At 60.9% G+C, this 26,959-nt stretch carries 27 protein-coding genes; 11 read left to right on the top strand and 16 right to left on the bottom strand.

Annotation, left to right across the window (positions count from 1 at the left end; genetic code table 11):
• From metK to MWU54_RS12005, 7 genes are all read left to right on the top strand, one after another.
• A complete protein-coding gene (gene metK, locus MWU54_RS11975; protein WP_247083831.1) occupies positions 1 to 1,182 on the top strand; it encodes a methionine adenosyltransferase in 1,182 nt (393 codons plus the stop codon).
• 72 nt (positions 1,183 to 1,254) lie between these two features.
• Entirely contained in the window at positions 1,255 to 1,971 is a 717-nt protein-coding gene (locus MWU54_RS11980) for a tRNA (guanine(46)-N(7))-methyltransferase TrmB (protein ID WP_247083839.1), read from the top strand.
• Positions 1,968 to 2,579 carry a (d)CMP kinase gene (gene cmk / locus MWU54_RS11985; RefSeq protein WP_247083841.1) on the top strand — a complete coding sequence of 204 codons (612 nt, stop codon included), beginning with the start codon at positions 1,968 to 1,970 and terminating at the stop codon, positions 2,577 to 2,579. The genes MWU54_RS11980 and cmk overlap by 4 nt, the downstream gene beginning before the upstream one ends.
• 40 nt (positions 2,580 to 2,619) lie before the next feature.
• Complete coding sequence (locus tag MWU54_RS11990; RefSeq protein ID WP_247083844.1) at positions 2,620 to 3,606, top strand: aldo/keto reductase; 987 nt, start codon at positions 2,620 to 2,622, stop codon at positions 3,604 to 3,606.
• Positions 3,607 to 3,838: 232 nt separating this feature from the next.
• Positions 3,839 to 5,548, top strand: a complete 1,710-nt coding sequence (gene rpsA / locus MWU54_RS11995; protein WP_348647643.1) for a 30S ribosomal protein S1 — start codon at positions 3,839 to 3,841, stop codon at positions 5,546 to 5,548.
• A 90-nt stretch (positions 5,549 to 5,638) separates the two neighbouring features.
• Positions 5,639 to 6,214 (top strand): GNAT family N-acetyltransferase, encoded by a 576-nt coding sequence (locus MWU54_RS12000; protein ID WP_348647644.1) that lies wholly within the window; start codon positions 5,639 to 5,641, stop codon positions 6,212 to 6,214.
• A 163-nt stretch (positions 6,215 to 6,377) separates the two neighbouring features.
• The gene (locus MWU54_RS12005; RefSeq protein WP_247083849.1) at positions 6,378 to 7,442 is read left to right on the top strand and encodes a 3-carboxy-cis,cis-muconate cycloisomerase; all 1,065 of its coding nucleotides are present in this window, start codon (positions 6,378 to 6,380) and stop codon (positions 7,440 to 7,442) included.
• A gap of 90 nt (positions 7,443 to 7,532) precedes the next feature.
• Here MWU54_RS12005 and MWU54_RS12010 read toward each other — a convergent pair whose 3' ends face one another.
• The 7 genes from MWU54_RS12010 to MWU54_RS12040 all read right to left on the bottom strand — a co-directional run bounded on the left by MWU54_RS12010 (position 7,533) and on the right by MWU54_RS12040 (position 13,180).
• Entirely contained in the window at positions 7,533 to 8,369 is an 837-nt protein-coding gene (locus MWU54_RS12010; RefSeq protein ID WP_247083851.1) for a 3-keto-5-aminohexanoate cleavage protein, read from the bottom strand.
• Positions 8,370 to 8,375: 6 nt separating this feature from the next.
• Positions 8,376 to 8,993 (bottom strand): protocatechuate 3,4-dioxygenase subunit alpha, encoded by a 618-nt coding sequence (gene pcaG / locus MWU54_RS12015; protein ID WP_247083853.1) that lies wholly within the window; start codon positions 8,991 to 8,993, stop codon positions 8,376 to 8,378.
• Positions 8,993 to 9,718 (bottom strand): protocatechuate 3,4-dioxygenase subunit beta, encoded by a 726-nt coding sequence (gene pcaH, locus MWU54_RS12020; RefSeq protein WP_247083855.1) that lies wholly within the window; start codon positions 9,716 to 9,718, stop codon positions 8,993 to 8,995. The genes pcaG and pcaH overlap by 1 nt, the downstream gene beginning before the upstream one ends.
• Positions 9,715 to 10,104: a 4-carboxymuconolactone decarboxylase gene (gene pcaC / locus MWU54_RS12025; RefSeq protein WP_247083856.1), complete on the bottom strand. Its 390-nt coding sequence runs from the start codon at positions 10,102 to 10,104 to the stop codon at positions 9,715 to 9,717. The genes pcaH and pcaC overlap by 4 nt, the downstream gene beginning before the upstream one ends.
• A gap of 4 nt (positions 10,105 to 10,108) precedes the next feature.
• Entirely contained in the window at positions 10,109 to 11,278 is a 1,170-nt protein-coding gene (pobA, locus tag MWU54_RS12030) for a 4-hydroxybenzoate 3-monooxygenase (protein WP_247083858.1), read from the bottom strand.
• Between the two features lie 67 nt (positions 11,279 to 11,345).
• Positions 11,346 to 12,188, bottom strand: a complete 843-nt coding sequence (locus tag MWU54_RS12035) for a sugar phosphate isomerase/epimerase (protein WP_247083860.1) — start codon at positions 12,186 to 12,188, stop codon at positions 11,346 to 11,348.
• Positions 12,185 to 13,180 (bottom strand): fatty acid desaturase, encoded by a 996-nt coding sequence (locus tag MWU54_RS12040; protein WP_247083862.1) that lies wholly within the window; start codon positions 13,178 to 13,180, stop codon positions 12,185 to 12,187. The genes MWU54_RS12035 and MWU54_RS12040 overlap by 4 nt, the downstream gene beginning before the upstream one ends.
• Positions 13,181 to 13,373: 193 nt before the next feature.
• On the opposite strand from MWU54_RS12040, the gene MWU54_RS12045 reads away from it, so the two are divergent.
• The gene (locus tag MWU54_RS12045; protein ID WP_247084054.1) at positions 13,374 to 14,504 is read left to right on the top strand and encodes a lytic murein transglycosylase; all 1,131 of its coding nucleotides are present in this window, start codon (positions 13,374 to 13,376) and stop codon (positions 14,502 to 14,504) included.
• A 3-nt stretch (positions 14,505 to 14,507) separates the two neighbouring features.
• On the opposite strand, the gene MWU54_RS12050 is transcribed toward MWU54_RS12045, so the two are convergent.
• The 8 genes from MWU54_RS12050 to xylB all read right to left on the bottom strand — a co-directional run bounded on the left by MWU54_RS12050 (position 14,508) and on the right by xylB (position 23,550).
• Positions 14,508 to 16,013: a mannitol dehydrogenase family protein gene (locus tag MWU54_RS12050; RefSeq protein ID WP_247083864.1), complete on the bottom strand. Its 1,506-nt coding sequence runs from the start codon at positions 16,011 to 16,013 to the stop codon at positions 14,508 to 14,510.
• On the bottom strand, positions 16,001 to 16,774 hold the full coding sequence (locus MWU54_RS12055; RefSeq protein WP_247083866.1) for an L-iditol 2-dehydrogenase: 774 nt from the start codon (positions 16,772 to 16,774) through the stop codon (positions 16,001 to 16,003). Before MWU54_RS12055 ends, MWU54_RS12050 begins: the two co-directional genes overlap by 13 nt.
• Complete coding sequence (locus MWU54_RS12060) at positions 16,771 to 17,775, bottom strand: ABC transporter ATP-binding protein (protein ID WP_247083868.1); 1,005 nt, start codon at positions 17,773 to 17,775, stop codon at positions 16,771 to 16,773. Before MWU54_RS12060 ends, MWU54_RS12055 begins: the two co-directional genes overlap by 4 nt.
• Before the next feature lie 12 nt (positions 17,776 to 17,787).
• Complete coding sequence (locus MWU54_RS12065; protein ID WP_247083870.1) at positions 17,788 to 18,618, bottom strand: carbohydrate ABC transporter permease; 831 nt, start codon at positions 18,616 to 18,618, stop codon at positions 17,788 to 17,790.
• Between the two features lie 2 nt (positions 18,619 to 18,620).
• Positions 18,621 to 19,487, bottom strand: a complete 867-nt coding sequence (locus tag MWU54_RS12070; RefSeq protein WP_247083872.1) for a sugar ABC transporter permease — start codon at positions 19,485 to 19,487, stop codon at positions 18,621 to 18,623.
• Between the two features lie 129 nt (positions 19,488 to 19,616).
• Entirely contained in the window at positions 19,617 to 20,918 is a 1,302-nt protein-coding gene (locus MWU54_RS12075) for a sugar ABC transporter substrate-binding protein (RefSeq protein ID WP_247083874.1), read from the bottom strand.
• A 94-nt stretch (positions 20,919 to 21,012) separates the two neighbouring features.
• Positions 21,013 to 22,044: a LacI family DNA-binding transcriptional regulator gene (locus tag MWU54_RS12080; protein ID WP_247083885.1), complete on the bottom strand. Its 1,032-nt coding sequence runs from the start codon at positions 22,042 to 22,044 to the stop codon at positions 21,013 to 21,015.
• 60 nt (positions 22,045 to 22,104) lie between these two features.
• Complete coding sequence (gene xylB / locus MWU54_RS12085) at positions 22,105 to 23,550, bottom strand: xylulokinase (RefSeq protein ID WP_247083893.1); 1,446 nt, start codon at positions 23,548 to 23,550, stop codon at positions 22,105 to 22,107.
• Positions 23,551 to 23,813: 263 nt separating this feature from the next.
• On the opposite strand from xylB, the gene MWU54_RS12090 reads away from it, so the two are divergent.
• From MWU54_RS12090 to MWU54_RS12100, 3 genes are all read left to right on the top strand, one after another.
• The gene (locus MWU54_RS12090) at positions 23,814 to 24,272 is read left to right on the top strand and encodes a hypothetical protein (RefSeq protein WP_247083895.1); all 459 of its coding nucleotides are present in this window, start codon (positions 23,814 to 23,816) and stop codon (positions 24,270 to 24,272) included.
• Between the two features lie 83 nt (positions 24,273 to 24,355).
• Positions 24,356 to 25,024: an NnrU family protein gene (locus tag MWU54_RS12095; RefSeq protein ID WP_247083897.1), complete on the top strand. Its 669-nt coding sequence runs from the start codon at positions 24,356 to 24,358 to the stop codon at positions 25,022 to 25,024.
• 212 nt (positions 25,025 to 25,236) lie between these two features.
• The gene (locus MWU54_RS12100) at positions 25,237 to 25,659 is read left to right on the top strand and encodes an NUDIX domain-containing protein (protein WP_247083899.1); all 423 of its coding nucleotides are present in this window, start codon (positions 25,237 to 25,239) and stop codon (positions 25,657 to 25,659) included.
• 14 nt (positions 25,660 to 25,673) lie between these two features.
• On the opposite strand, the gene MWU54_RS12105 is transcribed toward MWU54_RS12100, so the two are convergent.
• Positions 25,674 to 26,927, bottom strand: coding sequence for a cytochrome c peroxidase (locus MWU54_RS12105; protein WP_247083900.1), 1,254 nt, complete (start codon positions 26,925 to 26,927; stop codon positions 25,674 to 25,676).
• Positions 26,928 to 26,959 lie beyond the last annotated feature (32 nt).

Below are 26,959 nucleotides of genomic sequence, written 5' to 3' on the forward strand. Positions count from 1 at the left end.
ATGTCCCGACAGAATTATACGTTTACCTCGGAATCCGTGTCCGAGGGACACCCAGATAAAGTCTGCGACCGAATTTCAGACGCAGTTCTTGACGCGTTTCTGACCGAAGAACCCGAAGCGCGCGTCGCAGCCGAAACCTTTGCAACCACCAACCGCGTGGTGATTGGTGGCGAGGTGGGCCTGTCTGACAAAGACAAGCTGGCCGATTTCATGGACCATATCCCGGATATCGCGCGCGCCTGTATCAAGGATATCGGCTACGAGCAGGACAAGTTCCATCACGCCACCTGCAAGATCACCAACCTGTTGCACCCGCAATCCGCGCATATCGCCCAGGGCGTCGACGCCGGTGAGGGCAAGGACGAAGGGGCAGGCGATCAGGGCATCATGTTCGGATACGCCACCAACGAAACCGACGCGCTCATGCCCGCGCCAATCCAGTACAGCCACGCGATCCTGCGCCGACTGGCCGAAGCGCGCAAATCCGGTGCAGAGCCGCTGCTGCGCCCCGATGCAAAGTCCCAGATCAGTGTGCGCTACGAAAACGGCAAACCTGTCGGCGTGACGTCCATCGTGCTGTCCACCCAACATGCCGATGAAAGCCAAAGCTCTGCCGACATCCGTGCGATTGTCGAACCCTATATCCGCGAAGTGCTTCCCGACGGCTGGATCAGCGCCGACACCGAATGGTGGGTCAACCCGACCGGCACCTTTGTCATTGGTGGCCCGGACGGCGACGCAGGCCTGACCGGGCGCAAGATCATCGTCGACACCTATGGCGGCGCGGCCCCGCACGGCGGCGGCGCGTTCTCGGGCAAAGACCCAACCAAGGTGGACCGCTCCGCCGCCTATGCCGCGCGCTATCTGGCGAAAAACGTGGTTGCTGCCGGGATGGCGGATCGCTGCACCATTCAGCTGTCTTACGCGATCGGCGTGTCGAAACCGCTGTCGATCTATGCCGACACACACGGCACTGGCGATCTCGAAGCGGCGGCCATCGAAGCGGCCATTCCCAAGGTGATGGACCTCACACCACGCGGCATCCGCACCCATCTGGAACTGAACAAACCGATCTATCAGCGCACCGCGGCCTATGGCCATTTCGGGCGCGCGCCGGATGCGGATGGCGGGTTCAGCTGGGAACGCACCGATCTGGTGGATGCGCTGAAATCCTCGGTTTAAGATCACTGGCAGGCCGGACAAAATGTCCGGCCTCCGTTGCCCGATATCCACGCAACCGCTAAACCCCGCGCCATGACTGACACCAAACACCCCTCCGGTGCGCCGTGGCGCAACTTTTATGGCCGGTTCAAAGGCAAGACCCTGCGGTCCAGCCAAAAGGAATATCTCGAAAGCGACCTGGCGGCGCTCAGCCCGGGTGCCGTGTCGTGGGAAGACAACCCCGAGCGCACGCCACTGGAGACCCAAGCGCTGTTTGACGGCAAACCGATCTGGCTTGAGATCGGGTTCGGCGGTGGCGAACATCTGGTTCATCAGGCGCAGCAAAACCCGGATGTCGGGATCATCGGCTGTGAGCCGTTTATCAACGGTGTCGCCATGCTCTTGGGCAAAATCCGCGATGCCGGTGTCACCAACTTGCGCGTATTTCCCGGTGACGCGCGCGACATGTTCGATGTTTTGCCCGCCGGGTCGGTGGAGAAGGCGTTTCTGCTCTATCCCGACCCGTGGCCCAAGAAGCGCCACCACCGCAGACGCTTTGTCACGCCAGAGCATCTCGACCCGCTCTTCACATGCCTGGCACCGGGCGCAGAGTTCCGCGTGGCTACCGATATTCCCGATTACGTCCGCCAAACCATGATCGAAGTGCCCAGGGCAGGGTTCGAATGGCTGGCCGAACGTCCCTCTGACTGGCGCACGCCCTGGGGTGACTGGATCTCGACCCGCTACGAACAAAAGGCGCTGCGTGAAAACCGCGTCCCACATTACATGACATTTCGGAAACCGGCATGACCACCCCCTTTACAGTCGCGATTGACGGGCCAGCTGCCGCCGGGAAAGGCACGATCAGCAAAGCCGTTGCGGCGCATTTCGGCTTTGCCCATCTGGACACCGGACTGTTGTATCGCGCGGTGGGCGCACGAATGCTGACCGGCGAAGACCCCATCGCTGCGGCGCAAAACCTGTCGGCCGAGGATCTCGACAATGCCGATCTGCGAACGGCCGAGATCGCCCAGGCCGCGTCGAAAGTTGCCGTCATTCCCGAAGTGCGGGCCGCGCTTCTTGATTTTCAGCGCGCCTTCGCACGCCGGGCCGGGGGCGCGGTGCTGGACGGGCGCGATATTGGCACGGTGATCTGCCCGCAGGCCGAGGTGAAGCTTTTTGTCACCGCCAGCGCCGATATCCGGGCGCAGCGCCGTTTTGCTGAACTGCAGGAACGCGGGGCCGACACCGATTTCGACACGGTTCTGGCTGATGTCAAAGCCCGCGATACCCGCGATTCAACACGCGCCGACGCGCCCTTGCGCGCTGCAGAAGATGCCGTGCAACTGGACACAACCACCTTGAGCATTGACGCCGCGGTTCAAGCCGCCATCTTGGCGGTGAAAGACCGATTGTAACGTGCTGCGGGGTGTCCCGTGGCACAGCCGGAGACCGCTCATGAATGCGCTACACAGCTTGTCCCGTCGCTTTGGCATCGGTGCGATGTCGTTTGGCAATTTTTACGGCGCCACAACTGAAGCAAAGTCTCACGCGATCCTGGACGCTGCCCTTGATCTGGGGGTGACCCATATCGACACGTCGAATGTCTATGGCATGGGCGGGTCCGAAACGACGATCGGCCGCTTTTTCGAACAACGCGGCGCGTCGATCCGGGACCGCTTTGTCATCGCCACCAAGGCCGGGATCACCCAGGACGCGGATGGAAACCGCCAGTTCCGCAACGATCTGGAGCATCTTGAAAGCGAATTGGACAACAGCCTTGCCCGCATGAAGATCGATGCGGTGGACCTGATGTATATCCACCGCCGACAGGCGGACATGCCGATAGAAGAGGCCACCGGTGCGCTCGCGCGTCTGGTGGAAAAGGGAAAAGCCAAAAGCATCGGCTTTTCCGAAATCGCCCCATCGTCATTGCGGCGCGCAGCAGCCGTGCATCCCATCGCGGCGGTGCAGTCGGAATACTCGTTGTCAACACGCGCGCCGGAAATGGGCCTTGTGCAGACATGCGCGGAACTGGGCACCGCGCTGGTCGCGTTTTCACCTGTCGGTCGGTCTTTGCTCACCGATACACCGCTTGCCGCAGACGTGATCCCGACGCTGCCCTTCCTGAAAAACAACCCCCGGTTCCTTGCCCCGAACTACGCCGCCAATATCGCGGCAACGGAAAAGCTGCGCAAGCTGGCGCAGGACCTGGGCGAACCGACAGCCGCGCTGGCCATCGCCTGGGTGATGCACCAGGGGTCCCACGTTATCCCGATTCCCGGCACCCGCTCGGTTGCGCATTTCAAGGAACTGGTGCGCGGCACAGAGATCGCGTTGAGCGATGAAACCATGGCCCGCATCACAGAGATTCTCCCTCCGGGATGGGCCCACGGCGACCGGTATTCCGACGAACAATGGGTCGGGCCGGAACGGTATTGCTGAACTTCGGACAATCGTTGCCGAAATCCCGGAAACACAGCGCAAACGCTTGCGCTGGACACCCTACTCTGCTAGGCCGCGCGCGTCGCATAAGGCATCAAAGCCATAGACAAAGATCGAGCAGGGGTCGGCAATCACCGACCCTCTTTGTTTTACGGACGCCTTGACCAATCGCCTCACCTCAAGTGCGGGCACCAACCCCAGACCGGCGGAGACAACCGCGCGGCCAGATAAAGTGATACGTAAAGGAAACAGACGCCACATGGCTCAGAACGCATCTATGGAAGAATTCGAAGCGCTTTTGAACGAAAGCCTCGAAATGGACACACCGGACGAAGGGTCCGTTGTCAAAGGCAAGGTCATTGCTGTTGAAGCAGGCCAGGCCATCATCGACGTCGGCTACAAAATGGAAGGCCGCGTTGATCTGAAAGAATTTGCAAACCCCGGCGAAGCGCCCGACATCTCTGTTGGCGACGAAGTTGAGGTTTACCTCCGTGCCGCTGAAAACGCGCGTGGCGAAGCGGTTATCTCCCGCGAAATGGCCCGCCGCGAAGAGGCATGGGACCGTCTTGAAAAAGCCTATGCTGACGACGCCCGCGTCGAAGGCGCGATCTTTGGCCGTGTCAAAGGTGGCTTTACTGTTGATCTGGGTGGCGCGGTTGCGTTCCTTCCGGGGTCGCAGGTCGATGTGCGCCCGGTGCGCGACGCTGGCCCCCTTATGGGTCTCAAGCAGCCCTTCCAGATCCTCAAGATGGACCGCCGCCGGGGCAACATCGTTGTCTCCCGCCGTGCGATCCTCGAAGAAAGCCGCGCCGAACAGCGCGCCGAAGTCATCGGCAACCTCACCGAAGGTCAGGCTGTGGATGGTGTGGTCAAGAACATCACCGAATACGGTGCGTTCGTGGACCTTGGCGGCGTAGACGGTCTGCTGCACGTCACAGACATGGCATGGCGTCGTGTGAACCACCCGTCCGAGATCCTGTCGATCGGCGAAACCGTAAAGGTTCAGGTCATCAAGATCAACAAGGAAACACACCGCATCAGCCTTGGCATGAAGCAGCTGCAGGAAGATCCGTGGGATCTGGTGGCCGCCAAGTACCCGCTGGAATCCACGCACACCGGTCGCGTCACCAACATCACCGATTACGGTGCATTTGTTGAGCTTGAGCCAGGTGTTGAAGGCCTCGTTCACGTCTCGGAAATGTCCTGGACCAAGAAGAACGTGCACCCGGGCAAGATCGTGTCGACCAGCCAGGAAGTCGAAGTCATGGTTCTGGAAATCGACGGTGCCAAGCGCCGCGTGTCCCTGGGCCTCAAGCAGACCATGCGCAACCCATGGGAAGTGTTTGCAGAAACACACCCCGAGGGCACAGAGGTCGAAGGCGAAGTCAAGAACATCACCGAATTCGGTCTGTTCGTTGGCCTCGACGGCGACATCGACGGCATGGTGCACCTCTCCGACCTGTCCTGGGACGAGCGTGGCGAAGATGCGATCCAGAACTACCGCAAGGGCGACATGGTTCAGGCCGTTGTCACCGAAGTGGATGTCGAGAAAGAGCGTATCTCGCTCTCCGTCAAAGCGCTGGGCGGCGACAAGTTCGCCGAAGCGGTTGGCGGCACCAAGCGTGGCTCGATCATCACCGTTCAGGTTACAGCCATCGAAGATGGCGGCATCGAAGTGGAATACGAAGGCATGAAGTCCTTCATCCGCCGCTCCGACCTGTCGCGTGACCGCGCAGAGCAGCGCCCCGAGCGCTTCAATGTCGGCGACAAGGTCGACGTGCGTGTGACCAACGTGGACAGCAAGACCCGCCGTCTGGGTCTGTCGATCAAAGCCCGCGAGATTGCAGAAGAGAAAGAGGCAGTACAGCAGTACGGTTCCTCCGACTCCGGCGCATCGCTGGGTGATATCCTCGGCGCGGCGCTCAAGTCCGGCGACGACTAAATCGCCTTGCAAGATAATTCGAAAAGCCCCGCCATCGCGCGGGGCTTTTTCTTTTGACGGCCTGCTGCGCCATACGGTGCGCAATTCGGTGTGTCACTTGGCAGAGGGTGTCGTAACCTGTCCCTGCAACCGGAAAGCCGTACATTGAAAAACCTGACATCTGCCCCTGTTCTCACAACGCGCCGCTTGATCCTGCGCGGGCCTGGCAAAAGTGATTTGCCGGCCTTCACCCGTTTCATGACCACCGGCTCCACGCTGAAAGCGCAGGACGAGACGGTGTCCGAAGAACAGGCCTGGTTCGGGTTTCTTGCGGGCGTTGGCCACTGGCATTGGCACGGCTTTGGGTTTTTCATGGTTGTCGATGCGAAAAGTGACCAGCCGCTTGGCCGGGTGGGCCTGATCAAACATTCCAATTGGCCGGATATCGAACTGGCATGGCATCTGTTTGAAGGTTCAGAAGGGCACGGCTTTGCAACGGAAGCGGCGAGAGCCGTCAAGGCATGGGCTGTTGACGACTTGGGCGTCGCGCGCCTGTGCAGTTACATTGACTGCACAAATTCGCGGTCGCAGGCCGTCGCCAAACGGCTCGGGGCCAGCACCGATGGCACACGCGCCCCGCATGAATCAGAGGCCGAGATCTGGGTGCACCCGGTGGACACCGATTGAAACCTGACGGTAGGAGCATCGCCTGCCGGTGTCAGTCCGGGCCCGCCCGGTTCCCTTTCCAGTCTCCTCGTAAAGCAGCCCGCCAAGAGGCGCTTTTCGCCGATTTCCGCGCGCCCGCGCTCCCGGTCTTGTTTCGGCTTCGCTTTGTCGCCACGGTGGCGGTATGACAAATGCGTTTACCACATCCGGGCTATTCGGTGACCTGTTCCAGGACCCTGAAATTGCAGCGCAATTTTCGGCAGCGACATTCTTCAAACATGCGCTGGCGTTTGAAACCGCATGGACCGAAACCCTGATGGCGCTCGGCGCGGTCAAGCCCAAGGACGGGCAGGCCGCACTGGAGGCGATGCGCCAATACGTGCCCGACCTTCTGGCAATCCATGCCAGCAGCAATACCGATGGCCTGCCAGTGCCGGGTTTCGTGTCCCAGCTGCGCGAGCGGTTGAAGGATCGGCCTGCCAAGGCCGTCCACACAGGCGCGACCAGCCAGGACGTGATTGACACCGCGATGGTGCTGACCCTGATGGACGTGTTTGCCATCCTGGAAACCCGATTGCAGCGCGTGATTGGCGCATTGGCGCGGCTGGACGCGCACGCCCAGGGCGAGATGATGGGCCGCACCCGGATGCAGGCGGCCTTGCCGATCCCCGTAAGCGCCCGCATCCAAAGCTGGGCAAGCCCGCTGCGCGATCATCTGGAGCGACTGGACGGCGTGCGGGCGCATGTCGGGCAGGTTCAGCTTGGCGGCCCGGTCGGGGTGCGCGATGTGCCTGCGGGGCAGGGCGATGCCGCGGCGTCAGACCTGGCGCGGCGTCTGGGGTTGCGCATCGGGCCGGTCTGGCACAGCAACCGCACGCCGATTGTCGAGGTGGGCCACTGGCTGACGCTGGTGTCCGGGTCATTGGGCAAACTGGGACAGGATGTGGCCCTCATGGCGCAACAGGGGGTGGACGACATCAAGGTCGCGGGCGGCGGCGGGTCTTCGGCGATGCCGCACAAGGACAACCCCGTGCTGGCCGAAACGCTGGTCACGCTGGCGTGTTTCGTGGGCATCCAGAACGGCGGCTTGGCGCAGGCGCTGGTGCATGAACAGGAACGCTCGGGGGTGGCATGGGCGCTGGAATGGATGTTGCTTCCGGCCATGGCCGAGGCCACCGGGGCCGCGCTGCGCCACACTGAACAGCTGCTGGAGCGGATCACGCGCATTGGACCTGAGCACGTGGACTAAAGATCGTATTGGCGATACCAATCCGATCCGGGCGAGGGGGCGTCGCCCCCTCGCGCTCCCCCAGGTATTTTTGAAACAGAGATTGACCGGTTACGCGGCGGCGCGCAGCCCGAGAATGGTCCGGGCCTGTGCCGGTGTGGCCACCGGACGGTTGTGTTTCGCGCAGATTTCAGCCGCGCGGGTGACCAGCGCGGCATTGGACGGTGCAAGCGTGTGCTTGTCCCAGCGCACGTTGTCTTCAAGCCCGGTGCGCAGATGCCCGCCTTCGGCCGCCGCCCATTCGTTCAGCACGATCTGGTTGGCCCCGATCCCCGCGGCACACCACGGCGCGTCGTCGCCAAGCAGGCGTTTGACCGTTGCGCGGTAGAAATCGAACACCGCGCGGTCCACGGGCATCGCGTTTTTGACCCCCATGACAAACTGCACATACGGCGTGTTCTTGATCTCGCCAGCCTCGAACATCGCCGCCGCGCGGAAGATGTGGGACAGGTCGAACGCCTCGATCTCGGGCTTGATGTCGTATGTGATCATTTCCGAGGCCAGCCATTTCACCAGATCCGGCGGGTTTTCATACACCCGGGTGGGAAAGTTGTTGGATCCCACAGACAGCGACGCCATGTCCGGGCGCAGCGGCAGCATCCCGCCGCGTTCGGTGCCCGCCCCGGACCGCCCGCCGGTTGAGAACTGGATGATCATGCCGGGGCAGTGCGTCTCAACCCCCTCTTTCAACCGCGCAAAGCGGTCCGGGTCTGACGATGGCGTTTCGTCTTCGTTGCGCACATGCGCGTGCATGATGCTGGCCCCGGCTTCAAACGCGGCGTGGGTGCTTTCGATCTGTTCTGACACAGAGGTCGGCACCGCCGGGTTGTCGGCCTTTGTGGGCACCGAACCGGTGATGGCGACGCAGATGATGGCGGGATGGGTCATGGGGCCTCAGATATCGAAGAAGACGGTTTCATCATCGCCCTGAATGCGGATGTCAAAGCGATAGACCGGCAGGCCATCGCGCTCGGACCGCGTGGCGATCAGGGTCTGACGGCGACGTTCCCATTCGATCAGCGTGATCACGGGATCGGTGGCATTGGCGCTGGCTTCGTCGTCGAAATAAAGCCGCGTGTGCAGGCCAAGGTTGATCCCCCGCGCCACCAGCCAGAGCGAGATATGCGGCGCCTGAACCGAGCCGTTGCGTCCCGGCGTTGGTCCGGGTTTGACCGTATCGAACCCCCATTCCCCGCTGTCGAAATCGGTGATCACGCGCCCCCAGCCGCGAAAGCCGTCCTCGACCGTGCCGGGGCTTTCGGGATGGGCATACACCCCGTCGGCATTGGCCTGCCAGGCTTCGATCAGCACATCCTTGATCGGGCTGCCGGTGCCGTCGATCACCAGTCCTTCGATGCGGATTCGCTCTCCCTTGGCGTTGGGGCCTGCAATGTCCTGCCCCAGTTCCTGATCGAAGATGTCAAACCCGGCGGCACGCGGTGCCAGCCCGATATGGACATAGGGCCCCGCCGTCTGGGACGGGGTTTCCTTGAGATAGCCAAGATCGTCCATCAATTGCCCTCCAGCCGGTTTTCAAACAACGTCGACCGCCGCCCGCGCAGCACGATGTCAAAGCGGTAGGCGATGGAGTCCAGCGGCACCGTGGCCACCATGTCCAGCCGAGCGGTCAACTGTTCGATGGCATCGGGGTCGGGAATGGACTGGGCAATCGGGCACCGCGGGATCAGCGGATCGCCTTCGAAATAAAGCTGCGTGATCAGCCGCTGACAAAACGCGCTGCCAAAGATCGACAGGTGGATATGCGCGGGACGCCAGCTGTTGATATCATTGCGCCACGGATAGGCGCCGGGTTTCACGGTGCGGAAAAAGTAATACCCGTTTTCGTCCGTCAGCGTCCGGCCACAGCCGCCGAAATTGGGATCAATCGGCGCGAAATAGGTGTCTTTGCGGTGCCGGTAGCGCCCGCCTGCATTGGCCTGCCAAAGCTCGACCAGCGTGTTCGGCACGGGCCGGGCGTTTTCGTCCAGAACCCGGCCATGCAGGATGATCCGCTCGCCGATGGGGTCGCCATCCTGCGCATAGTTCTTGATCAGATCGTGGTCCAACGCGCCCAGATCACCGTGGCCAAAAGTCGGCCCGGTGATTTCGCTGACTCTTTGTTCCAGGCTGATCAGCGCAAAACGCGGCGACCGCGTCACGCTGGTCTTGTAGCGCGGGGACAGGGCCGGGGGGTGGCGGCCCGGATCGCGTTGGTAGTATTCGGCGGGGGTCGTCATGCGCGGGCCTCCTTGGCCATGTCGGCAAAGGTGTCTTTCGCCAGTTTGATGGCATGGTTGGCCTTGGGCACACCGGCATAGATCGCCACATGCATGAAGGCTTGCATGATGTCCTCCGGCGTGGCACCGGTATTGGCGGTGGCGCGCACATGCATCGGGATTTCGTTGAAGTTCCCGGTCGCGGCCAGAAGCGCCAGCGTCAGCATCGACCGTTCGCGGCGGCTGATCGTGTCATCCGACCAGACGGTGCCCCAGGCGCCTTCGGTGATCAGGTCCTGAAACGGCGTGTCAAACGCGGTCTTCGCGGCTTCGGCCCGGTCGACATGGGCATCCCCCAGAACCGCGCGGCGCGTGGCCATCCCTTGGTCTTTGCGTGTCATCGCCATCCTTTCAGTAGGGCAGCCCCACATAGTTTTCCGCCATCGCTTTCTGTGCGGCCGTGTTGCTGCGCAGAAAATCAATCTCGGCCCGCTGCATCTTGAGGTCAAACGCCGATTGATCAGGGTAGCGGTGCATCAGGGACGAGAACCACCAGCTGAACCGCTCCGCTTTCCAGATGCGGCGCAGCGCGGTTTGCGAATAGGCCTCCAGCGCGTCGCTGTTATTGCGTTCGTAAAAGGCCCGCAGCGCGGTGTAGAGATAATGCACATCCGACGCGGCCGTGTTCAACCCCTTGGCCCCGGTGGGCGGCACGATATGCGCCGCATCCCCGCACAGGAACAACCTACCGTATTGCATCGGTTCGGTCACAAAAGACCGGAGCGGCGCGATGGATTTCTCGATACTGGGGCCGGTGACCAGCTTGTCCGCATAGTCCGACGGGATGCGCCGCTTGAGCTCTTGCCAGAACGCGTCATCGGTCCAGTCCTCGGGTTTGTCGCTGAGCGAACACTGGATGTAATAGCGGCTGAGCTGCGCATTGCGCATCGAACACAAGGCAAACCCGCGATCCGAATTGGCATAGATCAGTTCGTGATGCACCGGCGGCGTTTCCGACAGGATGCCAAGCCACCCAAAGGGATAGACCTTTTCGTATTCCGTGCGGACATCCAGCGGGATGGCCTGGCGGCTGACACCGTGGAACCCGTCACATCCGGCGACAAAGTCACAATGGATGCGGTGCTCGGTGCCATTCGAATGATAGCTCACACTCGGGGCATCTGACGTGGCATCGTGGATGCGCACATCTTCCACCGAAAACACGATCTGCCCGCCCGCTGCTTCCCGCGCTGCATACAGATCACGGGTGATTTCGGTTTGCCCATAGACCATCACAGGCGTGCCGGTATGGGCCTTGAAATCAATCCGGTAGCTGTCTTCGCCGTTTGAAAATAGCGTCCCGTCATGGGTAAAGCCTTCGGCATGCATCCGGTCCGCGCAGCCTGCCTCTTCCAGAAGGGTCAACAGGCCTTGTTCCAGCACCCCGGCGCGGATGCGGCTTAGCACATAGTCCTTGGTCTGGCGTTCCAGAACAATGCTGTCGATGCCACGGGTGTGCAGGAGTTGCGACAGCAGAAGCCCGGAAGGCCCGCCACCAATAATGGCCACCTGCGTTTTCATGAAATCCTCCCAAAACCCAGGGGCAGTTTGGCATGGATAATACCGGGGTCAATTGGCATTTCGCGCCTTAACTGTCGCCGCCCAGATCATCCCAGATCTCGTGGATCCAGCCCTTGATCACCTGCGCCTCGTGCCAGCGGTTCGACATTTCGCGCCCGTCCGGGCCGGTCATGGCGTATTCCGGTGGCCCCAGTTCGCAGACAAAGATGCAATTCCCGGACGCATTGCGCGCCCGCCAATCCGCCAGCCCTTCGCGCCACCAGCCCTTGAACAGGTCGACCCATTTCTGGTGCTGCGGGAAATCCAGTTGCAACTGGATTTGCTGGCGGCTGGCCACGCGGCCCTGAAAACTGTCCGACCGTTTCAGAACGCGGCTGATCAGGCCAAGGTCATGGTCGGACATCGGAAACCAGAATTCCCGGTCCACCACGTAATGCGACAGGTCCGCACAAATGCGCATGTCGGGGATCCGGTCCAAAAGCTGCAATGTGACGTACAGGTCATTGGTGATGCAGTTGCGATGCGTCTCGAACTGGATCGGCACACCAATCCGGTCCGACATGCCCATCCATGTTTCGATCACCGGTACCATGTCGTCGATGGCAATCGGCATCACCTGTCCAATCACATCCACAAACGGCGCGCCGAAATCGGCGGCCATGTGCAGCGTGTCCTCAAGGCTTTCCACCGATTTGGGAAAGGCCACGATCAGCGGCGTCAGACCATTGGCCTCCATATGCGGGCGCACCGCATGCGCCACCGCCACATCCGAGGCCCCCAGATCAATCGCCATGCCGTCGAACCCGGCCCCGGCGACCATCTCGCAGACCTGATCATGGGGCAGCTTCACCCCCGTTTCGTCATGCGGCTGCATTGCCCAAAGCGACGTGTAGACCTGAAGCCGCCTCACTCTGCCGGAACCCTGCGGGTGCGGCCACCGGATGCAGGCACGATCCAGACCTCGTTCATCGGGTACTGGCTTTCATCCTTGGCCATCAGTTTCTTGATGACCTCGATCTGAAATTCGATCCAGCCCATGCGATGAACCTCACCGGCTTTGTCCTCGATCTTTTCGTTCAGTTCGCGCAGCTTCCAGAACGGCACAGCCGGGAACGTATGGTGTGCGGTGTGGTACGGCATCTGCCAGCACAGCCAGCGAAAAAACGCGTTTGTGCGGGTGGACCGGGTGTTTTCGAAAATGTCGTTCTCGTGGCTCAGCCCCAGATGTTCGATGGTGTTCTGCAACTGGTGGATTGGCTTGGTCAAAACCATCGGGATCAGCCAGAACGTCAGCGCCGCCCAGCTTCCGGTGATCACAGACACCAGTGCGATCAGCGCGTATCCGGCCAGATGCAGACGGCTTTCGCGGATGACCTTGGCCTCTTCCTCGGGGCGGATAAACGGCTCCACGATGATCCCCCGCGCCCGACGCACAACGCCGAACACGCGGTTGCGCCAATAGGTGATCCCGCTCAGCCACAGCAGATAGGACGTCAACGTGTAGGGTTCGCGCACCAGTTCGCCATCGCGCTCCCAATCCTGTGTGTATTGGTGATGCGCGAAATGCATGATCTGGTCGAAATCGCGCGGGAAGATCTGAACAAAACCCACGATCCGCCCGAACACTTCGTTCAACGCACGTGTCTTGAACACGGTTGCATGGCTCAACTCGTGCTGCGCGGCATATAGAAAGTTCAACAGAACACCCAGCGCAAACCCCGTGACCCAGACCCAACCGGTGCCCATCGCCTGCGCATGCAGGATCGCCACAAGGCCGATGGCCCCCAGATGGCTGGACATCTGCAGCGCACCATGCAGGTCTGAGCGTTCGGACAAGCTGCGCAATTCCGCAGGGGTCAACAGCTTTCGGCGCGAAAAACTGGCTTCCATTGGTTCCTCCATGACTGCGTCGCCAAAGAGTGACGACGTTTTGGCGAAAAGAAAAGACCCCGGGGGCGGCGAAACCCCGAAGCCGAGGGGCAAGACCCGACACCTGCCATCCTCCGCCGAAATCTCTTCGAGGCGTCGAGATGGATTGTGTCCAACCTGACTTCGCCGCACAATGGCAAAAAATCATCCAGAGGTGAGCAGACCGATGCAGATGAACAGACGAGTTTTTGGCCTGGCGCTTGCCAGCCTCGGGGTTGCCGGGTGTTCTGGCGGCGTCTCCGGCACCACGTCCACCGCCCGACCAACGGGGTTGCCCGCCGATCTCAGGCCGGTGCCCAACGCACAATACACAGCATGGGTCGCCGCCTTTCAGGGGCGCGCGGCAGCACAGGGCATTTCGCAAAACACGTTGTCGGCGGCCTTTCGCGGCACCGGGTACCTGCCTGGCGTTGTCAGACGGGATCGCAACCAGACGGAATTCAAGCGCTCGCTGGAAGACTACTTGTCGATTGCCACATCTGACGAACGCGTCCGCAAGGGCCGCGCGGCCTTTGCACGCCATCAGGGCACGTTAACTGCGCTGGAACGGCAATACGGCGTCGATGCCCGCATCATCGCCGCCATCTGGGGCTTGGAAAGCTTTTACGGGGAACGGCGCGGTCAGGTGCCGGTGATCTCGGCCACCTCGACGCTGGCCTTTGACGGGCGGCGCGGCCGGTTCTTTGAACAACAACTGATCGCAGCGCTGCGCATCCTTCAAAACGGCGATATCCCGGCGTCCCGCATGACCGGAAGCTGGGCGGGCGCCATGGGGCACACCCAGTTCATCCCGACCTCCTACCTGCAATTTGCCGTCGATTTTACTGGCGACGGGCGGCGCGACATCTGGTCTGACGATCCCAGCGATGCGCTGGCCTCGGCCGCGGCCTACCTTCAGCGCAATGGCTGGACGCGCGGATTGGGATGGGGGGGCGAATCGCCCACCGGGTCCTTGCAACCCCAGCCGGGCGGGCCGCGCTTTGCCACCACGTCCAATTTCCGGGTGATCAAGCGCTACAACAATTCGGATGCCTACGCGATCGGCGTTGGCCATCTGGCGGATCGCATCGGCGGGGCAGGGCCCTTGCGCGCGCAATTCCCGCCGGATGCCAATGGCCTGACCAAAACGGATCGCATCGCCCTGCAGCAACGGCTCACCGCGCGTGGCTTTGACACGCAAGGCGCGGATGGTGTGATCGGGTCCAACACCGAAACCGCGATCCGGGCGTATCAGGCCAGCCGGGGACTGCCACAAACCGGCACCCCGTCGCAGGCCTTGTTGCAAGCCTTGCGGTAGACGTCACGCGCTCTGGCGGGTGCTTTCGGACGGCGCATTGGCATAGCGGCGCAACGTCTTTTCGCAGCCATCGGTCCACAACATTGTAAGCCACCGCGCAAACGCATCCGCAAAGACCGGTTCCTGCGCAAGCGTGCCATAAAGCCCCGGCTGGTTCAGCCAAGTCTCAGGCGTGCCGCGCGCATCAATTGCGGCGGCGTTCAGCGCGGCCCAATGCGGGTCATTCGGTTCGATCTGCGTTCCGTCCTCGCGGTCGCCCTGACACATCCGCGCCCACAACGCCTCGACCAGCGCCAACCCTTCGACCGATCCGCCTGCCGTCAACGCGTCGCGAATGCTGGGCAGGATAAACCCGATATGCCGGGACGATCCGTCAAAGGCGACGCGGCGCGTGGTGTCGACGATTTTGGGATTGGCAAACCGGCGCGAAATCAGGTCGATATACGAGTCCGGCGTCCGCCCGGGCACCGGCTTTACATACGGCGCGATCTCTTCGCGCTGCACTTTATTGAACAGCGCATGGATCGCCGGGTGGTTCATGGCCTCTGAAATCGACGCGATCCCAAGGATTTCGCCCGCATTGGCCAGCACCTGATGCCCGCCATTCAACATCCGGATCTTCATCGCCTCGTAGTCATGCACATCCGAGGTGAGCGTGGCCCCCACCGTTTCCCACGCGGGACGTCCGGCACAGAAATCATCCTCGATCACCCATTGGCGATAGTTTTCGTGCGTGACAGGCGCTTTGTCGTCGATCCCCATCGCATGCACGATGGCCAGTTCGGTGGGGCCGGTTGCCGGTACAATGCAATCGACCATGGAGTTCGGGAACGTGCAGGTGCTGTCAATCCACTCTGCAAGGTCAGGATCAGACAGGCGCGCCAGCCCGACAACCGTTTGCCGCAGGATACCTCCATTGCCCTGAAGGTTGTCACAGCTCATGCCGGTAAAGGGGCCCGCCCCGCTGTCACGGCGCAGCTTCAATGCGGCAATCATTGCGCCAAAGGCGGTCTTGGGCGTGCCGGGGTTGGCCGCGTCATGCACGATATCCGGGTGTGCTGCGTCAAACCCGCCGGTGGTTCCGTTCAGGTAATACCCACCTTCGGTGACGGTCAGCGCGACGATCCGGATGGCCGGATCGGCCATCTTGGCAATCAGCGCGTCATTCGCAGGCTGGACCGGCAGATAGTCGATCATTGACCCGGTGACCTCGACCGCGGAATGGGACGGGTCCAGTTCGATCAGCGTGGTCAGGCAGTCCTGCGCCAACAGCCGGTCGCGCTGCGCGGCATCTGCCGCGCGCACCCCGGCCCCGATGATGGCCCAGTCCAGCGACAGGCCTTCGTCGAACAAGCGGTGCAGATACCACGCCTGATGCGCCCGATGAAAGTTGCCCAAACCGATATGTACGATTCCGGCGGTCAGCGATGCCCGATCATAGCGCGGCACACGCACTCCGTCGGGTAGCGCCGACAGGGTGTCATTCGACAATGGGGTCAGCTCATCCATTGGCCACCATCCACATTATAGGTTTGCGCGACGACATAGTCGGCGTCGTCACTGGCAAGAAACACGGCCATACCGGTCAGATCATCTGCCGTGCCCATGCGTCCGTAAGGAACACTTGCACCAACTTCTTTTTTCTTCTGACCGGGGGCCTTGTTTTCGTATTTTGCAAAGAACGCGTCGACACCATCCCAGTGTTCGCCATCCACCACGCCGGGCGAAATCGCGTTCACGTTGATGCCGTGTTCGATCAGGTTCAGACCTGCCGATTGGGTCAGACTGATGATCGCCGCCTTGGTCGCGCAATAGACCGCGACCAGAGGTTCCCCGCGACGACCCGCCTGGCTCGCCATGTTGATGATGCGGCCCTTGATGCCAGCGTCGATCATGTGTTTGGCCACGGCCTGAAGCGTGAAGAGCGTGCCCGCGACATTGATGTCAAAGGTGCGGTCAAAATCGGCGCGTGTGATTTCGGTGATCGGGGCAGCGGTAAAGATCGCGGCGTTGTTGATCAGGATGTCGATCTGACCCAGCTGTTCGACGGTGGCGGCAACGCCCGCGTCAATGCTGGCCTGATCGGTCACATCCATCTCGACCGCAATCGCGGCATCGCCGATATCCGCCGCCGTCTGACGCGCGCGGACGATGTCGATATCCGCAATGGCAACCCGCGCACCTTCGTGCACATACCGTTCGGCGAAGGCGCGCCCGATACCACGGGCGGCCCCTGTGATCAGGGCTGTTTTGCCATCCAGACGTCTCATGCGATCCGCAGCCCCTGCGCGTCAAACTTGTGCATCTGCTCAAGCTGTGGCGTCAGGTAAATCGTGTCGCCGTGCCGCACCGAGATATCGCCGGTGATCCGCACGGTGACCATGTCGGCCAAGCCGGTTTCGTGCACGTGGATAAACGTGTCCGACCCAAGATGCTCTGCCACGCCAACCACACCTTTCCAGGTCCCGTCGGTCATCGACACGTCAATATGTTCGGGGCGGATGCCCGCCTTGGTCCCCCCGTATTTCTGCGCCTCAGCCCCGCCGAAGATGTTCATCTTGGGGGAGCCGATGAAGCCCGCCACAAACTCGTTGCGTGGTTTGTGGTAAAGCTCCAGCGGCGATCCAACCTGCTCGATATGGCCCGCCCGCAGAACAACGATCTTGTCGGCCATAGTCATGGCCTCGACCTGATCGTGGGTCACGTAGATCATCGTGGTCTTCAGACGTTCATGCAGTTCGCTGATCTCAAGCCGCATGCCCACACGCAGCGCCGCATCCAGGTTCGACAGCGGTTCGTCGAACAGGAACGCCGCAGGTTCGCGAACGATCGCCCGGCCAATTGCCACACGCTGACGCTGACCACCCGACAACTGGCCCGGACGACGGTCCAGATAATCGGTGAGGTTCAGAACCGACGCGGCGTTTTCGATCCGCTTGTCGATCTCGGCGGGGTCCATACCCGCCATCTTGAGCGGGAAGGCGATGTTCTTGCGCACCGACATATGCGGGTAAAGCGCGTAGGACTGGAACACCATCGCAAGGCCGCGTTTGGCGGGCACCAGATCGGTGGCGTCTTTGCCGTCGATCTCGATATGGCCGGTGGTGATGTCCTCCAGCCCTGCGATCAGACGCAGAAGGGTGGATTTACCGCAGCCCGAGGGGCCGACGAAGACCGTGAATTCACCATCTTCAATGGTCAGGTCCAGCGGTGGGATAACTTGCGTTTCGCCAAAGCTCTTGGTGACCTGTTTGAGTTGAATTTGTCCCATGGATCAGGTTCCTTATTTCACCGCGCCGAATGTCAGGCCGCGGACAAGTTGCTTTTGGCTGAACCAGCCAAGGATGAGGATCGGTGCAATGGCCATTGTTGAGGCCGCGCTGAGTTTCGCAAAAAAGAGACCCTCAGGGCTGGAGTAGCTTGCGATAAACGCGGTCAATGGCGCTGCGTTGACAGCTGTCAAATTGAGCGTCCAGAAGGCTTCGTTCCACGCAAGGATAAAGTTCAGCAGCATGGTGGAAGCAATACCCGGGATCGCCATCGGCGTGAGGATATAGAGCACCTCTTCCTTGAGCGTCGCCCCGTCCATCCGTGCCGCTTCGAGGATCTCGACCGGGATTTCGCGGAAGTAAGTATAGAGCATCCAGACGATGATCGGCAGGTTGATCAGCATCATGACGATAATCAGACCGGCGCGGCTGTCGAGCAACCCAAGCTGAATGAACAGCAGGTAGATCGGGTAAAGCACGCCCACCGCAGGCAGCATCTTGGTCGACAGCATCCAGAGCAGGATGTCCTTGGTCCGGCGTGAGGGCACAAAGGCCATCGACCAGGCCGCAGGAACCGCAACGATCAGGCCAAGGATGGTCGACCCACCCGCGATCAGGATCGAGTTCCAGAGGAAGCGGGCGTAGTTCGACCGCTCCATCACGACGCCGTAGTTTTCAAGTGTCCAGTCAAAGCCGAGAAAGATCGGCGGGCTGGCGATGGCCTGTGCTTCGGTCTTGAAGCTCGTCAGGATCGTCCAGAGGATCGGGAAGAAGATCAGCAATCCAATCGCCCAGGCAAGGCCCGTGTTGATCAGTTTGCGTTGGGATGTAACAGCGCGGGCCATGATCAGTTATCCAGGTTCTTGCCGACGATCCGCATCAGGAAGATCGCGACGATGTTTGCGAGGATGATGGCGTAGACACCACCGGCTGAACCAAGTCCGACGTTCTGACTTTCAAGCACACGCTGGAAGATCAGGTAAGACAGGGTGCGGGTTCCGAATGCACCGCCCGTTGTGACGAAAATCTCGGCAAAGATGGCCAAAAGGAAGATCGTCTGGATCAGGATCACGATGGTGATCGCGCGGCTGAGGTGCGGAAGAATGATGTACCAGAACCGTTTCAGGTGCGGCGCGCCGTCCATTTCGGCGGCTTCCAGCTGTTCGCTGTCCAATGACTGGATCGCGGTCAGCAGGATCAGCGTCGCAAAAGGCAGCCACTGCCAGGACACGATCATGATGATCGACGGCGTTGCAGCGTCCGAAAGCCAGCTGACAGGTTCAGCGCCGAAAAAGCGCCACAGATGGGCAAAGAGGCCGTTCACCGGATCCATGAACATGTTCTTCCACACAAGCGCCGAAACAGTCGGCATCACAAAGAACGGTGCAATCACAAGGATACGGACAACGCCCTGGCCCCACATCGGCTGATCAAGAAGGATCGCCAGAAGAATACCAAGGCAGACAGTGATGATGAGGACACCAAGCACGATGACCAATGTGGTCTGAACCGCAGGCCAGAAGGCGCTTGATGTGACGAAACGAACGTAATTGTCGAACCCGGTCCAACCCTGGTCGCCACCGCGAAGGGGCAGGTAGGTGCGGAAAGAGAACCACAATGTCATGATCAGCGGGACCAGCATCCAGCCCAGAAGCAGTACAACTGCCGGGGCCATCATCAGTCGGGCCGCAGATCGGGAAGCCTTAGTCGCCATTTGGGTCATCTCCTCCGTTGACAGACCGCCGGGTTGGCGCTGTCACGATACGACATCTTGCGGATTTAGGGGTGGTTTTGGTGTCAGAGGGCGGCGGTGTCGCCGCCCTCTGGCCTGCAAGGCAGGGAATTAACGGTAGCCAGCGGCTTCCATTGCTTCGTTTGTGATCGCCTGAGCTTTCTCAAGCGCTTCTTCGACGGTCTGCTGACCAGCGTAAGCGGCAGAGAATTCCTGGCTGACTTCTGTCGCAATACCCGCAAATTCCGGGATCGCTGCGAACTGAATGCCAACGTAAGGCGAAGGCTCTACAGTGGAATTGTTCGGATCAGCCGACAGGATCGAGTCCAGTGTCATCTGAGCAAACGGAACTTTCTGGTACTCTGGGTTTTCGTAGAGCGATGTACGTGCGCCCGGAGGGACGTTTGCCCAACCTTCGTTGGCTGCAACCAGCTCGATGTATTCCTTGGACGTGGCCCACTCGATGAACTGCTTGGCTGCTGCTTCTTTCTGAGTACCTGCCGGGATGGCCAGTGCCCATGCCCAGAGCCAGTTGGACCGCTTGCCGAGACCATTGTCAGGTGCCAGTGCAAAGCCAACCGAGTCAGCAACAGTCGAGCCGTCGCCGGTCACGAAAGATGCCGCAACTGTGGCGTCGATCCACATGCCGCACTTGCCCTGGTTGAACAGGTTCAGGTTCTCGTTAAAGCCGTTGGTCGCGTAGCCGGACGGACCGGATTCGTCCATCATGCCCTTGAAGAAGTTCAGCGTGTTGGCCCATGCTTCTGTGTCGAACTGGGCGTTCCAGTCCATGTCGAACCAGCGTGCACCGAACGAGTTGGACATCGCTGTGATGAACGCGCCGCCTTCACCCCAACCAGCTTTGCCGCGCAGGCAGATGCCGTTGATTTCGTTGTCACGGTCGGTCATTGCCGCTGCCGCTTCACGAATGAAGTCCCATGTCGGGGCGTCCGGCATTTCCAGACCGGCTTTTTCCATCAGGTCTGTGCGATACATGACCATGGAGCTTTCGCCGTAGAAAGGGGCCGCATAGAGCGTGCCGTCGTGGGACAGACCGCCTGCCATCGCGGGCAGAATGTCGTCTACATCGTATTCAGCCGACAGATCGTCCAGCGGAACGAGCCATTCGTTGGCACCCCAGATCGGCGTTTCGTACATGCCGATTGTCATGATGTCGAAGGACCCACCCTTGGTGGTGATGTCGGTTGTCACGCGCTGACGCAGGACGTTTTCTTCGAGTGTCACCCACTCCACTTCGTGGCCGGTCTTGGCTGTGAAGTCGTCGGTGTAACCCTGCATACGGATCATATCGCCGTTGTTGACTGTCGCGATTGTGATCGTTTCGGCATGTGCAGCGGAAGCGGCAATAATTGCGGCGGCGCTCGCCATGCAAAGCGGCGTTCTCAGTGTCATCCAGGTTCCTCCCTTAATTGGACGCTGGAGACATCAAACGATTAAACTTTACGCGAGTCAACAAAATTTTTACGCGCGTAAAGTTTTGTCAGATTCAGGCCGACATGCGCAGGATAAGTCGTGCAGGATAAAGGGTTTCTGCGCGATCCGGTAAATGCCCGCCATTTTCGATCACCGTGAACAATGTCTCGACGCTGTGATTCGAAACCGCGTCGTAATCATGCGCAACGGTGGTCAGGGACGGGCTGGTGTAGCGCGAAAACGGATGTCCGTCATGGCCCGCAACGCGCAGGTCACAGCCCCCGGTTTTGCCGACGCGGACGCCACATTCATAACAGGCCGCCAGAAACCCGATGGCCAGTCGATCGTTGCTGCACAGAACGGTGTCCGTCGGCAAGGCGCGCCGCGTCAGCAGGTCCAGCCCCGCCTGATACCCGATTTCTTCGAACCCCCAACCCTCGCCCGGAACGCTCAGAACCTCCGGCTCAAGATCGAGCGCCTCCATCGAGGCCAGGTAAGCCCGGCGACGCTTGTGCGCGTTCGGGTTGGCCGGATTGGCCATTTCCAGAAAACAGGGCGGCTCGCCGGTAGAATGCAGGTACTGCACACTCTGCGACACGAAGCTGAAATTGTCTGACCCGACAAAAGCTTCGCCCAGCCCTTCCAGATTGCTGTCAAACAGCACCGTCGGCACATCCGCGCAGAACGCTTCGATATAGGACCGGTCCGAATTGCGCCCCAGGGGGGCCATCAGAACACCCGCAGGCTTTTGTGACCGCAGCGTATCCAGGATGTCCTTTTCCTGGTTGCGATCCCCGTGCGAGCTGAACAGCACAGGCGAATACCCGGCATCAATCACCCGTCGTTCAAGGTTGCGCGCGATCTCGGCAAAGAACGGATCGGCCAGATAAGGCACGATCACACCGATATTCTTGGTCATGCGGCGGTTCTGGTTCACCGCATAGATGTTGGGCCGGTAGTCGTGTTTCGACAGCGCTTCCTCGATCCGGTTGCGCGTCGAGGGCCGCACGCTTTCGGGATCGTGGAAATATTTCGACAATGTCGGACGCGAGATGCCGCTCAATGCGGCAAACTCTTCCATATTCCTGACCTTCTGCGCGTCCATGTCGTGTCTTTCTGTCCGTTTCCCTACCATATCGTAAACTGTGCACCCGGTTCCAACCCGTTACCCGGCAACCGCGTCGTAAAGCCTCCGGTAGCGGTTCCATTGCATCAGGTAGTGGTCGCGCACATCATCCCGTGGCGCGATGGTGTCGAAGGGGCCGGGCGCTGCCATGATCTCTTCAACCGGGGCCTTGCCCGACGGAATCATCGCCAGCCGCGCAGCCCCCAGTGCCGCGCCATGATCCGCCCCCGATGGCCGCTGCAATGGCACACCCAGCAAGGTGGCAAGCGTCTCGCACCAGAAGGTCGACTGCGCACCGCCCCCCAGCGCAACCAGCGATGTCAGGTTCGTGCCCGTCCCCTCAAGCGCCGCATGACAATCGGTCAGCGCATAGGCCACCCCTTCCAGAACAGCCTGCGTCATGTCCTGCGCGGTATGGCTGATATCCAGCCCGATAAACCCGCCCCGGACCTTTGCATCGTTGTGCGGTGTCCGGTCGCCGGACAGGTAGGGCAGAAAAATCAGGTCGCTGGGTCCACCGATTCTGTCGGGCAGGGCGGACACCAGCGCTACAGCCTCCGTGCCCAGCGTCCGGGCCAGCCAATTCAGGCTGTCGGTCGCCGCAAGGATAACCCCCATCTGATACCAGCGGTCCGGCAGGGCATGGCAAAACGTGTGCACAGCAGTATCGGGATCAGGCGCATAACAATCCTTCGCCGCCAGCAGCACGCCGGATGTGCCAAGCGACACAAACCCCTGTCCGTCGCTCAAACACCCGGCGGCGCAAGCAGCCACCGCATTGTCACCACCGCCGCCAACCACATCCACCGGCCCGGACAGACCCCATTCGGACAGCAACGCCTCGCGCAATTGACCGGTAACCTGACTGCCTTCGAAAACCTGTGGCATCTGGTCCAGACGCATATGGCTGGCGTCAAGCGCGTCTGCTGACCAGTCCCGGCGCGCCACATCGAACCATGCGGTGCCCGACGCATCGGACGCATCCGTGGCCTTGTCCCCGGTCAGCCAAAACCGCAGGTGATCCTTGGGCAGCAAGACGCTGCGCACCGCCTGAAACACCTCGGGGTCCTGCGATTTGACCCAGACCAGTTTTGGCGCAGTGAATCCCGGAAACACGATATTGCCGGTCACGCGTCGCATCATCGGGTCCGCATCCAGTCGCGCGGCCTCTGCATGCGCGCGCGTGTCGTTCCACAACATGGCGGGCCGCAAGACCTGATCCCGCGCGTCCAGCAACACGGCCCCGTGCATCTGCCCGCTAAGCCCGATGGCGCGCACGGACCGCATCGCGTCGGGATATCTGGACCCAAGGTCGTGCATCACCGAACGGCAGGCCGTGATCCAGTCCGCCGGGTCCTGCTCGGACCAGCCGGGACGCGGATGTGCATTGGGATAGGTCGCAGAGGCCGACGCCACAACGGCCCCGTCCTCGCTCACCAGCACCGCCTTTAAGCCAGACGTCCCAAGATCCAATCCAATAAACATCACATGTGACATCCCGATATGCCGGAGATGACAAGATCGGGATTCTCCTCTCACTGTAAGTTTACGCGCGTAAAGGTTGCTCGGGTCAACCCAAAATATCCATGATGCCGGTTTTCGGGGGACAAAACACCCCGGATAGAGGCCGTGTACCGCCCGATAGACGCGGCTGGTTTGGCGATATGGCCCGATTGCGGTAAACTCGCATCAATCCCAGAAAAGGCGGCTCAGATCGCCAAACTCTCGATACCAGACCGAGGCAGTCCATGTTTGCAGTGTTGCGATTTTTCAGATCGACGATGGTTCTGTTGTGGCTGTGCGGTGCCTTGGCCGCCAGTACAATTGCGCTGGGCGTGCAGGCCATGACCTTGTCAGCGCAGGTGGCGACCCTGACCAGCAGCGCTGCCGCGACAGCGCTCAAACACCGCAAGGAGGTCGCCAAGGCCGTGAGCAAAACCAAGGCTAAGGCCCGCTTGCGCCGGATGATGGTTGCGGTGCCGGTTCTGGGCGGTGGGGCGGCGCTTGCCTTTGAAGCGCAGGATTATCAGGACTGGCAGGCGCAACACCCCGATGGCAGCTTTGCCGACTACACCTGCGAAGCCGCAACCCTGAGCGCCGAAGTGGTCGACGAGACCCTTCAGGAATTGCCGGAAACCCTGCGCCCCTCGCGCGAAACGGTACTCAACTGGCTGGGAGACTGCCCCGAACCCGTGTCCTCACCCTGACGCGCACGGTCCCTTGATCCTGAACAAGGTGCGCAGCAGAAAGATGGGCGATACCCAAGATCGGCTACAAAGGGTGTGCTGTTATGGGATGGTTTGAATTCACACTGGCACTGGCGGTGTTCTTTATCAGCCACGCGGCCTTGGTCCGTCCGCCGGTCAAGGGGCCAATCGTTGCTCAGATCGGCGCGCGCTGGTTTTCCGTGGCCTATTCCGCCGTCTCAATCGGGCTTTTGGTCTGGGTCGTGATCGCCGCCGGGCGCGCGCCCTTTGTCGAGCTTTGGCCGTGGTCGCCCTGGCAATCCTGGGGGGCAATGGCGCTGGTGCTTGCGGCCTGTTGCCTTTTTGCGGTGGCTTTGGGCGCACCGAACCCGTTTTCTTTTGGCGGTGGCGACGCCGCCCGCTTTGATCCCGCGCAGCCGGGCATCGTTCGCCTGACCCGGCATCCTTTTTTGTGGGTGTTATTGCTCTGGGCCTTTGCGCATGTGATCCCCAATGGCAATCTGGCACATGTGATCCTGTTTGGCGGGTTTGCGGGATTTGCCGCGCTTGGCATGCGCATGGTGGATCGCCGCCGGCAGCGCCTGCTTGGCCCCGATTGGGCAAAGCTCGACACCGCACGGCGGCAGACCCCGATCTCGCAGATCTGGCACCCGAAGCGCCGCACCCTCCAGCGCGTCTTGATGGGTGGCACTGTCTTCGCGCTCCTGCTGGTGCTGCATCCCGTTGTGATCGGGATTGATCCCTGGCCGTAAACATGGGGCGAATTTGCACCTTATGCCCCCGCCAATCGCCACATACGCGGCGCGCGGAACGGCAGGGCTCCGCTCTAATGTGCGATACGTCACCACGCTGTCATTTGCAGAATGTAAGGAAATGCCGTATCTAGTGCGTACAGCAGCAATAAAAACAACAATTTGCGTTATTGAGTATGGCGAAGATAGGTAAACAGATTGCGGCTCTTCCAATGCGTTGGACGAAGAGCGGAAAATTCCAGGTTTTGATGGTCACCTCGCGGGACACCGGCCGCTGGATCATGCCCAAGGGCTGGACCATGAATGGCAAAAAACCCTGGGCCGCGGCCGAGATCGAGGCGCTCGAAGAGGCCGGTGCGCTGGGCTATATCGGTCACGAAACGATTGGCCACTACACATACAAAAAGAAACTCGGCAAGGGGCAAAGCATCACCTGCGCCGTGGATGTCTACCCGATGGTGGTGGAACGGCTAAAAGCCAACTGGAAAGAACGCGCGGAGCGCAAACGCAAGTGGTTCAGCGCCAAGGGCGCCGCCAAACGCGTGAGCGAACCGGAACTGGCAGAGCTTCTGAACAGCCTCGCCAAGAAACCCGCGAAACAGCCGGTGATCCGGGAATTCCTGAAAGCCTCCTGACGCGCTGGCCCGCGTCAATCCACCGGCAACCCGCTGGGCACGGTTTCGGGTGTGCCCAAAGGCCGTTCCAGCGCCGTCTTGCCCGTCAGGCTTTCCAGGAACGCGACGATATCTTCCACCTCCGCATCGCTAAGCGCGACGGGGCGGACGTCCAGAAACGCCGCCTGCCGGTCCATCTCCAGCGCATCCGACTGGATCACCAGATCAATTTCGGTCAACCACGGAACATCCGGTAACGCCGCCTGAGCAAGCGTCCAGTCCGCGCGCGCCGTCAGCGGATCGGCCATGTGTCGCACCATGTCGCGCAAATGGGCATAGGCCCCGTTATGCCCGTAAGGGGCTGTCAACGTCACGTTGCGCAAACTGGGTGTGCGGAACCGGTAGGCGTCCTCAAGATCATCTGTCGCCCCCATCCGCCCCACATCGCGCGGGATCGGATCCCATTTGCGGGTGCGCCCCGGGCCAAAGGCGGGCAGGGCAACCGCATGGAAATCCTGATCGGTGAACAGCGGCCCGTTATGACACTGCGCGCAATTGGCCTTGCCAAAGAACAACTGCCGACCGCGCTCCGCCGCGTCTGGCAACGGTGTCCCGTGCAAAAGGAAATCATCATACGGGCTGTCGTAATTTGCCCATTCCGTCCCGATAAACGCCGCCAGCGCGTTGGCGATCTCGACAATCGTCACCTCTTCGGGCCGTTCGATATGGTCAAACGCAGCGACAAACATCTCGCCATATTCCGGGATCGTCCGCACCCGTTTCGCAAGGATCGGCCAGCCCAGATCAATCCGGTCCGCAATCGCGCCGACAACCTCGTTCTCGCCGATATTGCCCGCCATTTCGGCCTGTGACGTCATCGGAAACACCGCCTGCGCCGCCAACAGCGAGTCCAGCCCAACAGGCAGCCACTCCTCGGCAGGGCTGTCAAACCCATTCCCGTAAATCTCCGACGGCTCCAGCCGCCCGTCATGGAACATCACCCGCACGTCGGTGTGCCCAAGGTTCCACAGCGCCGGTGCATTGCGCGGGATGCGCTTGCGGATCGCGTCCGGCCCGTCCCCCGGCAAACGCTCGGGTCCAAGGCCAACGCCCCCCTCACCAATGCCCAAAGACAGACCATCCGTGCCGCCCAGATCATGATGATGACACGTCCCGCACGAGATATTCTTGTTCCCGCTCAAAATCTTGTCGTAAAACAACAGTTGACCAATCCGCGCCTGATCCGCATCGAAGGCAATGAAATCCTCCGCCGTGATCGGCTGCGCCACCGCAGGCGCGCCCAGCAACGCAAAGAGCAGAC

The sequence above is a fragment of the Marivita sp. S6314 genome (assembly GCF_023015985.1).
Lineage (GTDB): Bacteria > Pseudomonadota > Alphaproteobacteria > Rhodobacterales > Rhodobacteraceae > Marivita.

What these genes read in the sequence shown, in the direction of transcription:
- MWU54_RS12060 (WP_247083868.1), bottom strand. Translation starts at nt 17,775, where the DNA reads ATGGGACAAATTCAACTCAAACAGGTCACCAAGAGCTTTGGCGAAACG.
- MWU54_RS12005 (WP_247083849.1), top strand. Translation starts at nt 6,378, where the DNA reads ATGACAAATGCGTTTACCACATCCGGGCTATTCGGTGACCTGTTCCAG.
- pcaC (WP_247083856.1), bottom strand. Translation starts at nt 10,104, where the DNA reads ATGGCGATGACACGCAAAGACCAAGGGATGGCCACGCGCCGCGCGGTT.
- MWU54_RS12095 (WP_247083897.1), top strand. Translation starts at nt 24,356, where the DNA reads ATGGGATGGTTTGAATTCACACTGGCACTGGCGGTGTTCTTTATCAGC.
- MWU54_RS12100 (WP_247083899.1), top strand. Translation starts at nt 25,237, where the DNA reads ATGCGTTGGACGAAGAGCGGAAAATTCCAGGTTTTGATGGTCACCTCG.
- MWU54_RS11990 (WP_247083844.1), top strand. Translation starts at nt 2,620, where the DNA reads ATGAATGCGCTACACAGCTTGTCCCGTCGCTTTGGCATCGGTGCGATG.
- MWU54_RS12070 (WP_247083872.1), bottom strand. Translation starts at nt 19,487, where the DNA reads ATGGCGACTAAGGCTTCCCGATCTGCGGCCCGACTGATGATGGCCCCG.
- MWU54_RS12010 (WP_247083851.1), bottom strand. Translation starts at nt 8,369, where the DNA reads ATGACCCATCCCGCCATCATCTGCGTCGCCATCACCGGTTCGGTGCCC.
- MWU54_RS12090 (WP_247083895.1), top strand. Translation starts at nt 23,814, where the DNA reads ATGTTTGCAGTGTTGCGATTTTTCAGATCGACGATGGTTCTGTTGTGG.
- MWU54_RS12050 (WP_247083864.1), bottom strand. Translation starts at nt 16,013, where the DNA reads ATGGATGAGCTGACCCCATTGTCGAATGACACCCTGTCGGCGCTACCC.
- pcaG (WP_247083853.1), bottom strand. Translation starts at nt 8,993, where the DNA reads ATGGACGATCTTGGCTATCTCAAGGAAACCCCGTCCCAGACGGCGGGG.
- pobA (WP_247083858.1), bottom strand. Translation starts at nt 11,278, where the DNA reads ATGAAAACGCAGGTGGCCATTATTGGTGGCGGGCCTTCCGGGCTTCTG.
- MWU54_RS12055 (WP_247083866.1), bottom strand. Translation starts at nt 16,774, where the DNA reads ATGAGACGTCTGGATGGCAAAACAGCCCTGATCACAGGGGCCGCCCGT.
- metK (WP_247083831.1), top strand. Translation starts at nt 1, where the DNA reads ATGTCCCGACAGAATTATACGTTTACCTCGGAATCCGTGTCCGAGGGA.
- MWU54_RS11980 (WP_247083839.1), top strand. Translation starts at nt 1,255, where the DNA reads ATGACTGACACCAAACACCCCTCCGGTGCGCCGTGGCGCAACTTTTAT.
- MWU54_RS12065 (WP_247083870.1), bottom strand. Translation starts at nt 18,618, where the DNA reads ATGGCCCGCGCTGTTACATCCCAACGCAAACTGATCAACACGGGCCTT.
- MWU54_RS12075 (WP_247083874.1), bottom strand. Translation starts at nt 20,918, where the DNA reads ATGACACTGAGAACGCCGCTTTGCATGGCGAGCGCCGCCGCAATTATT.
- pcaH (WP_247083855.1), bottom strand. Translation starts at nt 9,718, where the DNA reads ATGACGACCCCCGCCGAATACTACCAACGCGATCCGGGCCGCCACCCC.
- cmk (WP_247083841.1), top strand. Translation starts at nt 1,968, where the DNA reads ATGACCACCCCCTTTACAGTCGCGATTGACGGGCCAGCTGCCGCCGGG.
- MWU54_RS12040 (WP_247083862.1), bottom strand. Translation starts at nt 13,180, where the DNA reads ATGGAGGAACCAATGGAAGCCAGTTTTTCGCGCCGAAAGCTGTTGACC.
- xylB (WP_247083893.1), bottom strand. Translation starts at nt 23,550, where the DNA reads ATGTTTATTGGATTGGATCTTGGGACGTCTGGCTTAAAGGCGGTGCTG.
- MWU54_RS12080 (WP_247083885.1), bottom strand. Translation starts at nt 22,044, where the DNA reads ATGGACGCGCAGAAGGTCAGGAATATGGAAGAGTTTGCCGCATTGAGC.
- MWU54_RS12045 (WP_247084054.1), top strand. Translation starts at nt 13,374, where the DNA reads ATGCAGATGAACAGACGAGTTTTTGGCCTGGCGCTTGCCAGCCTCGGG.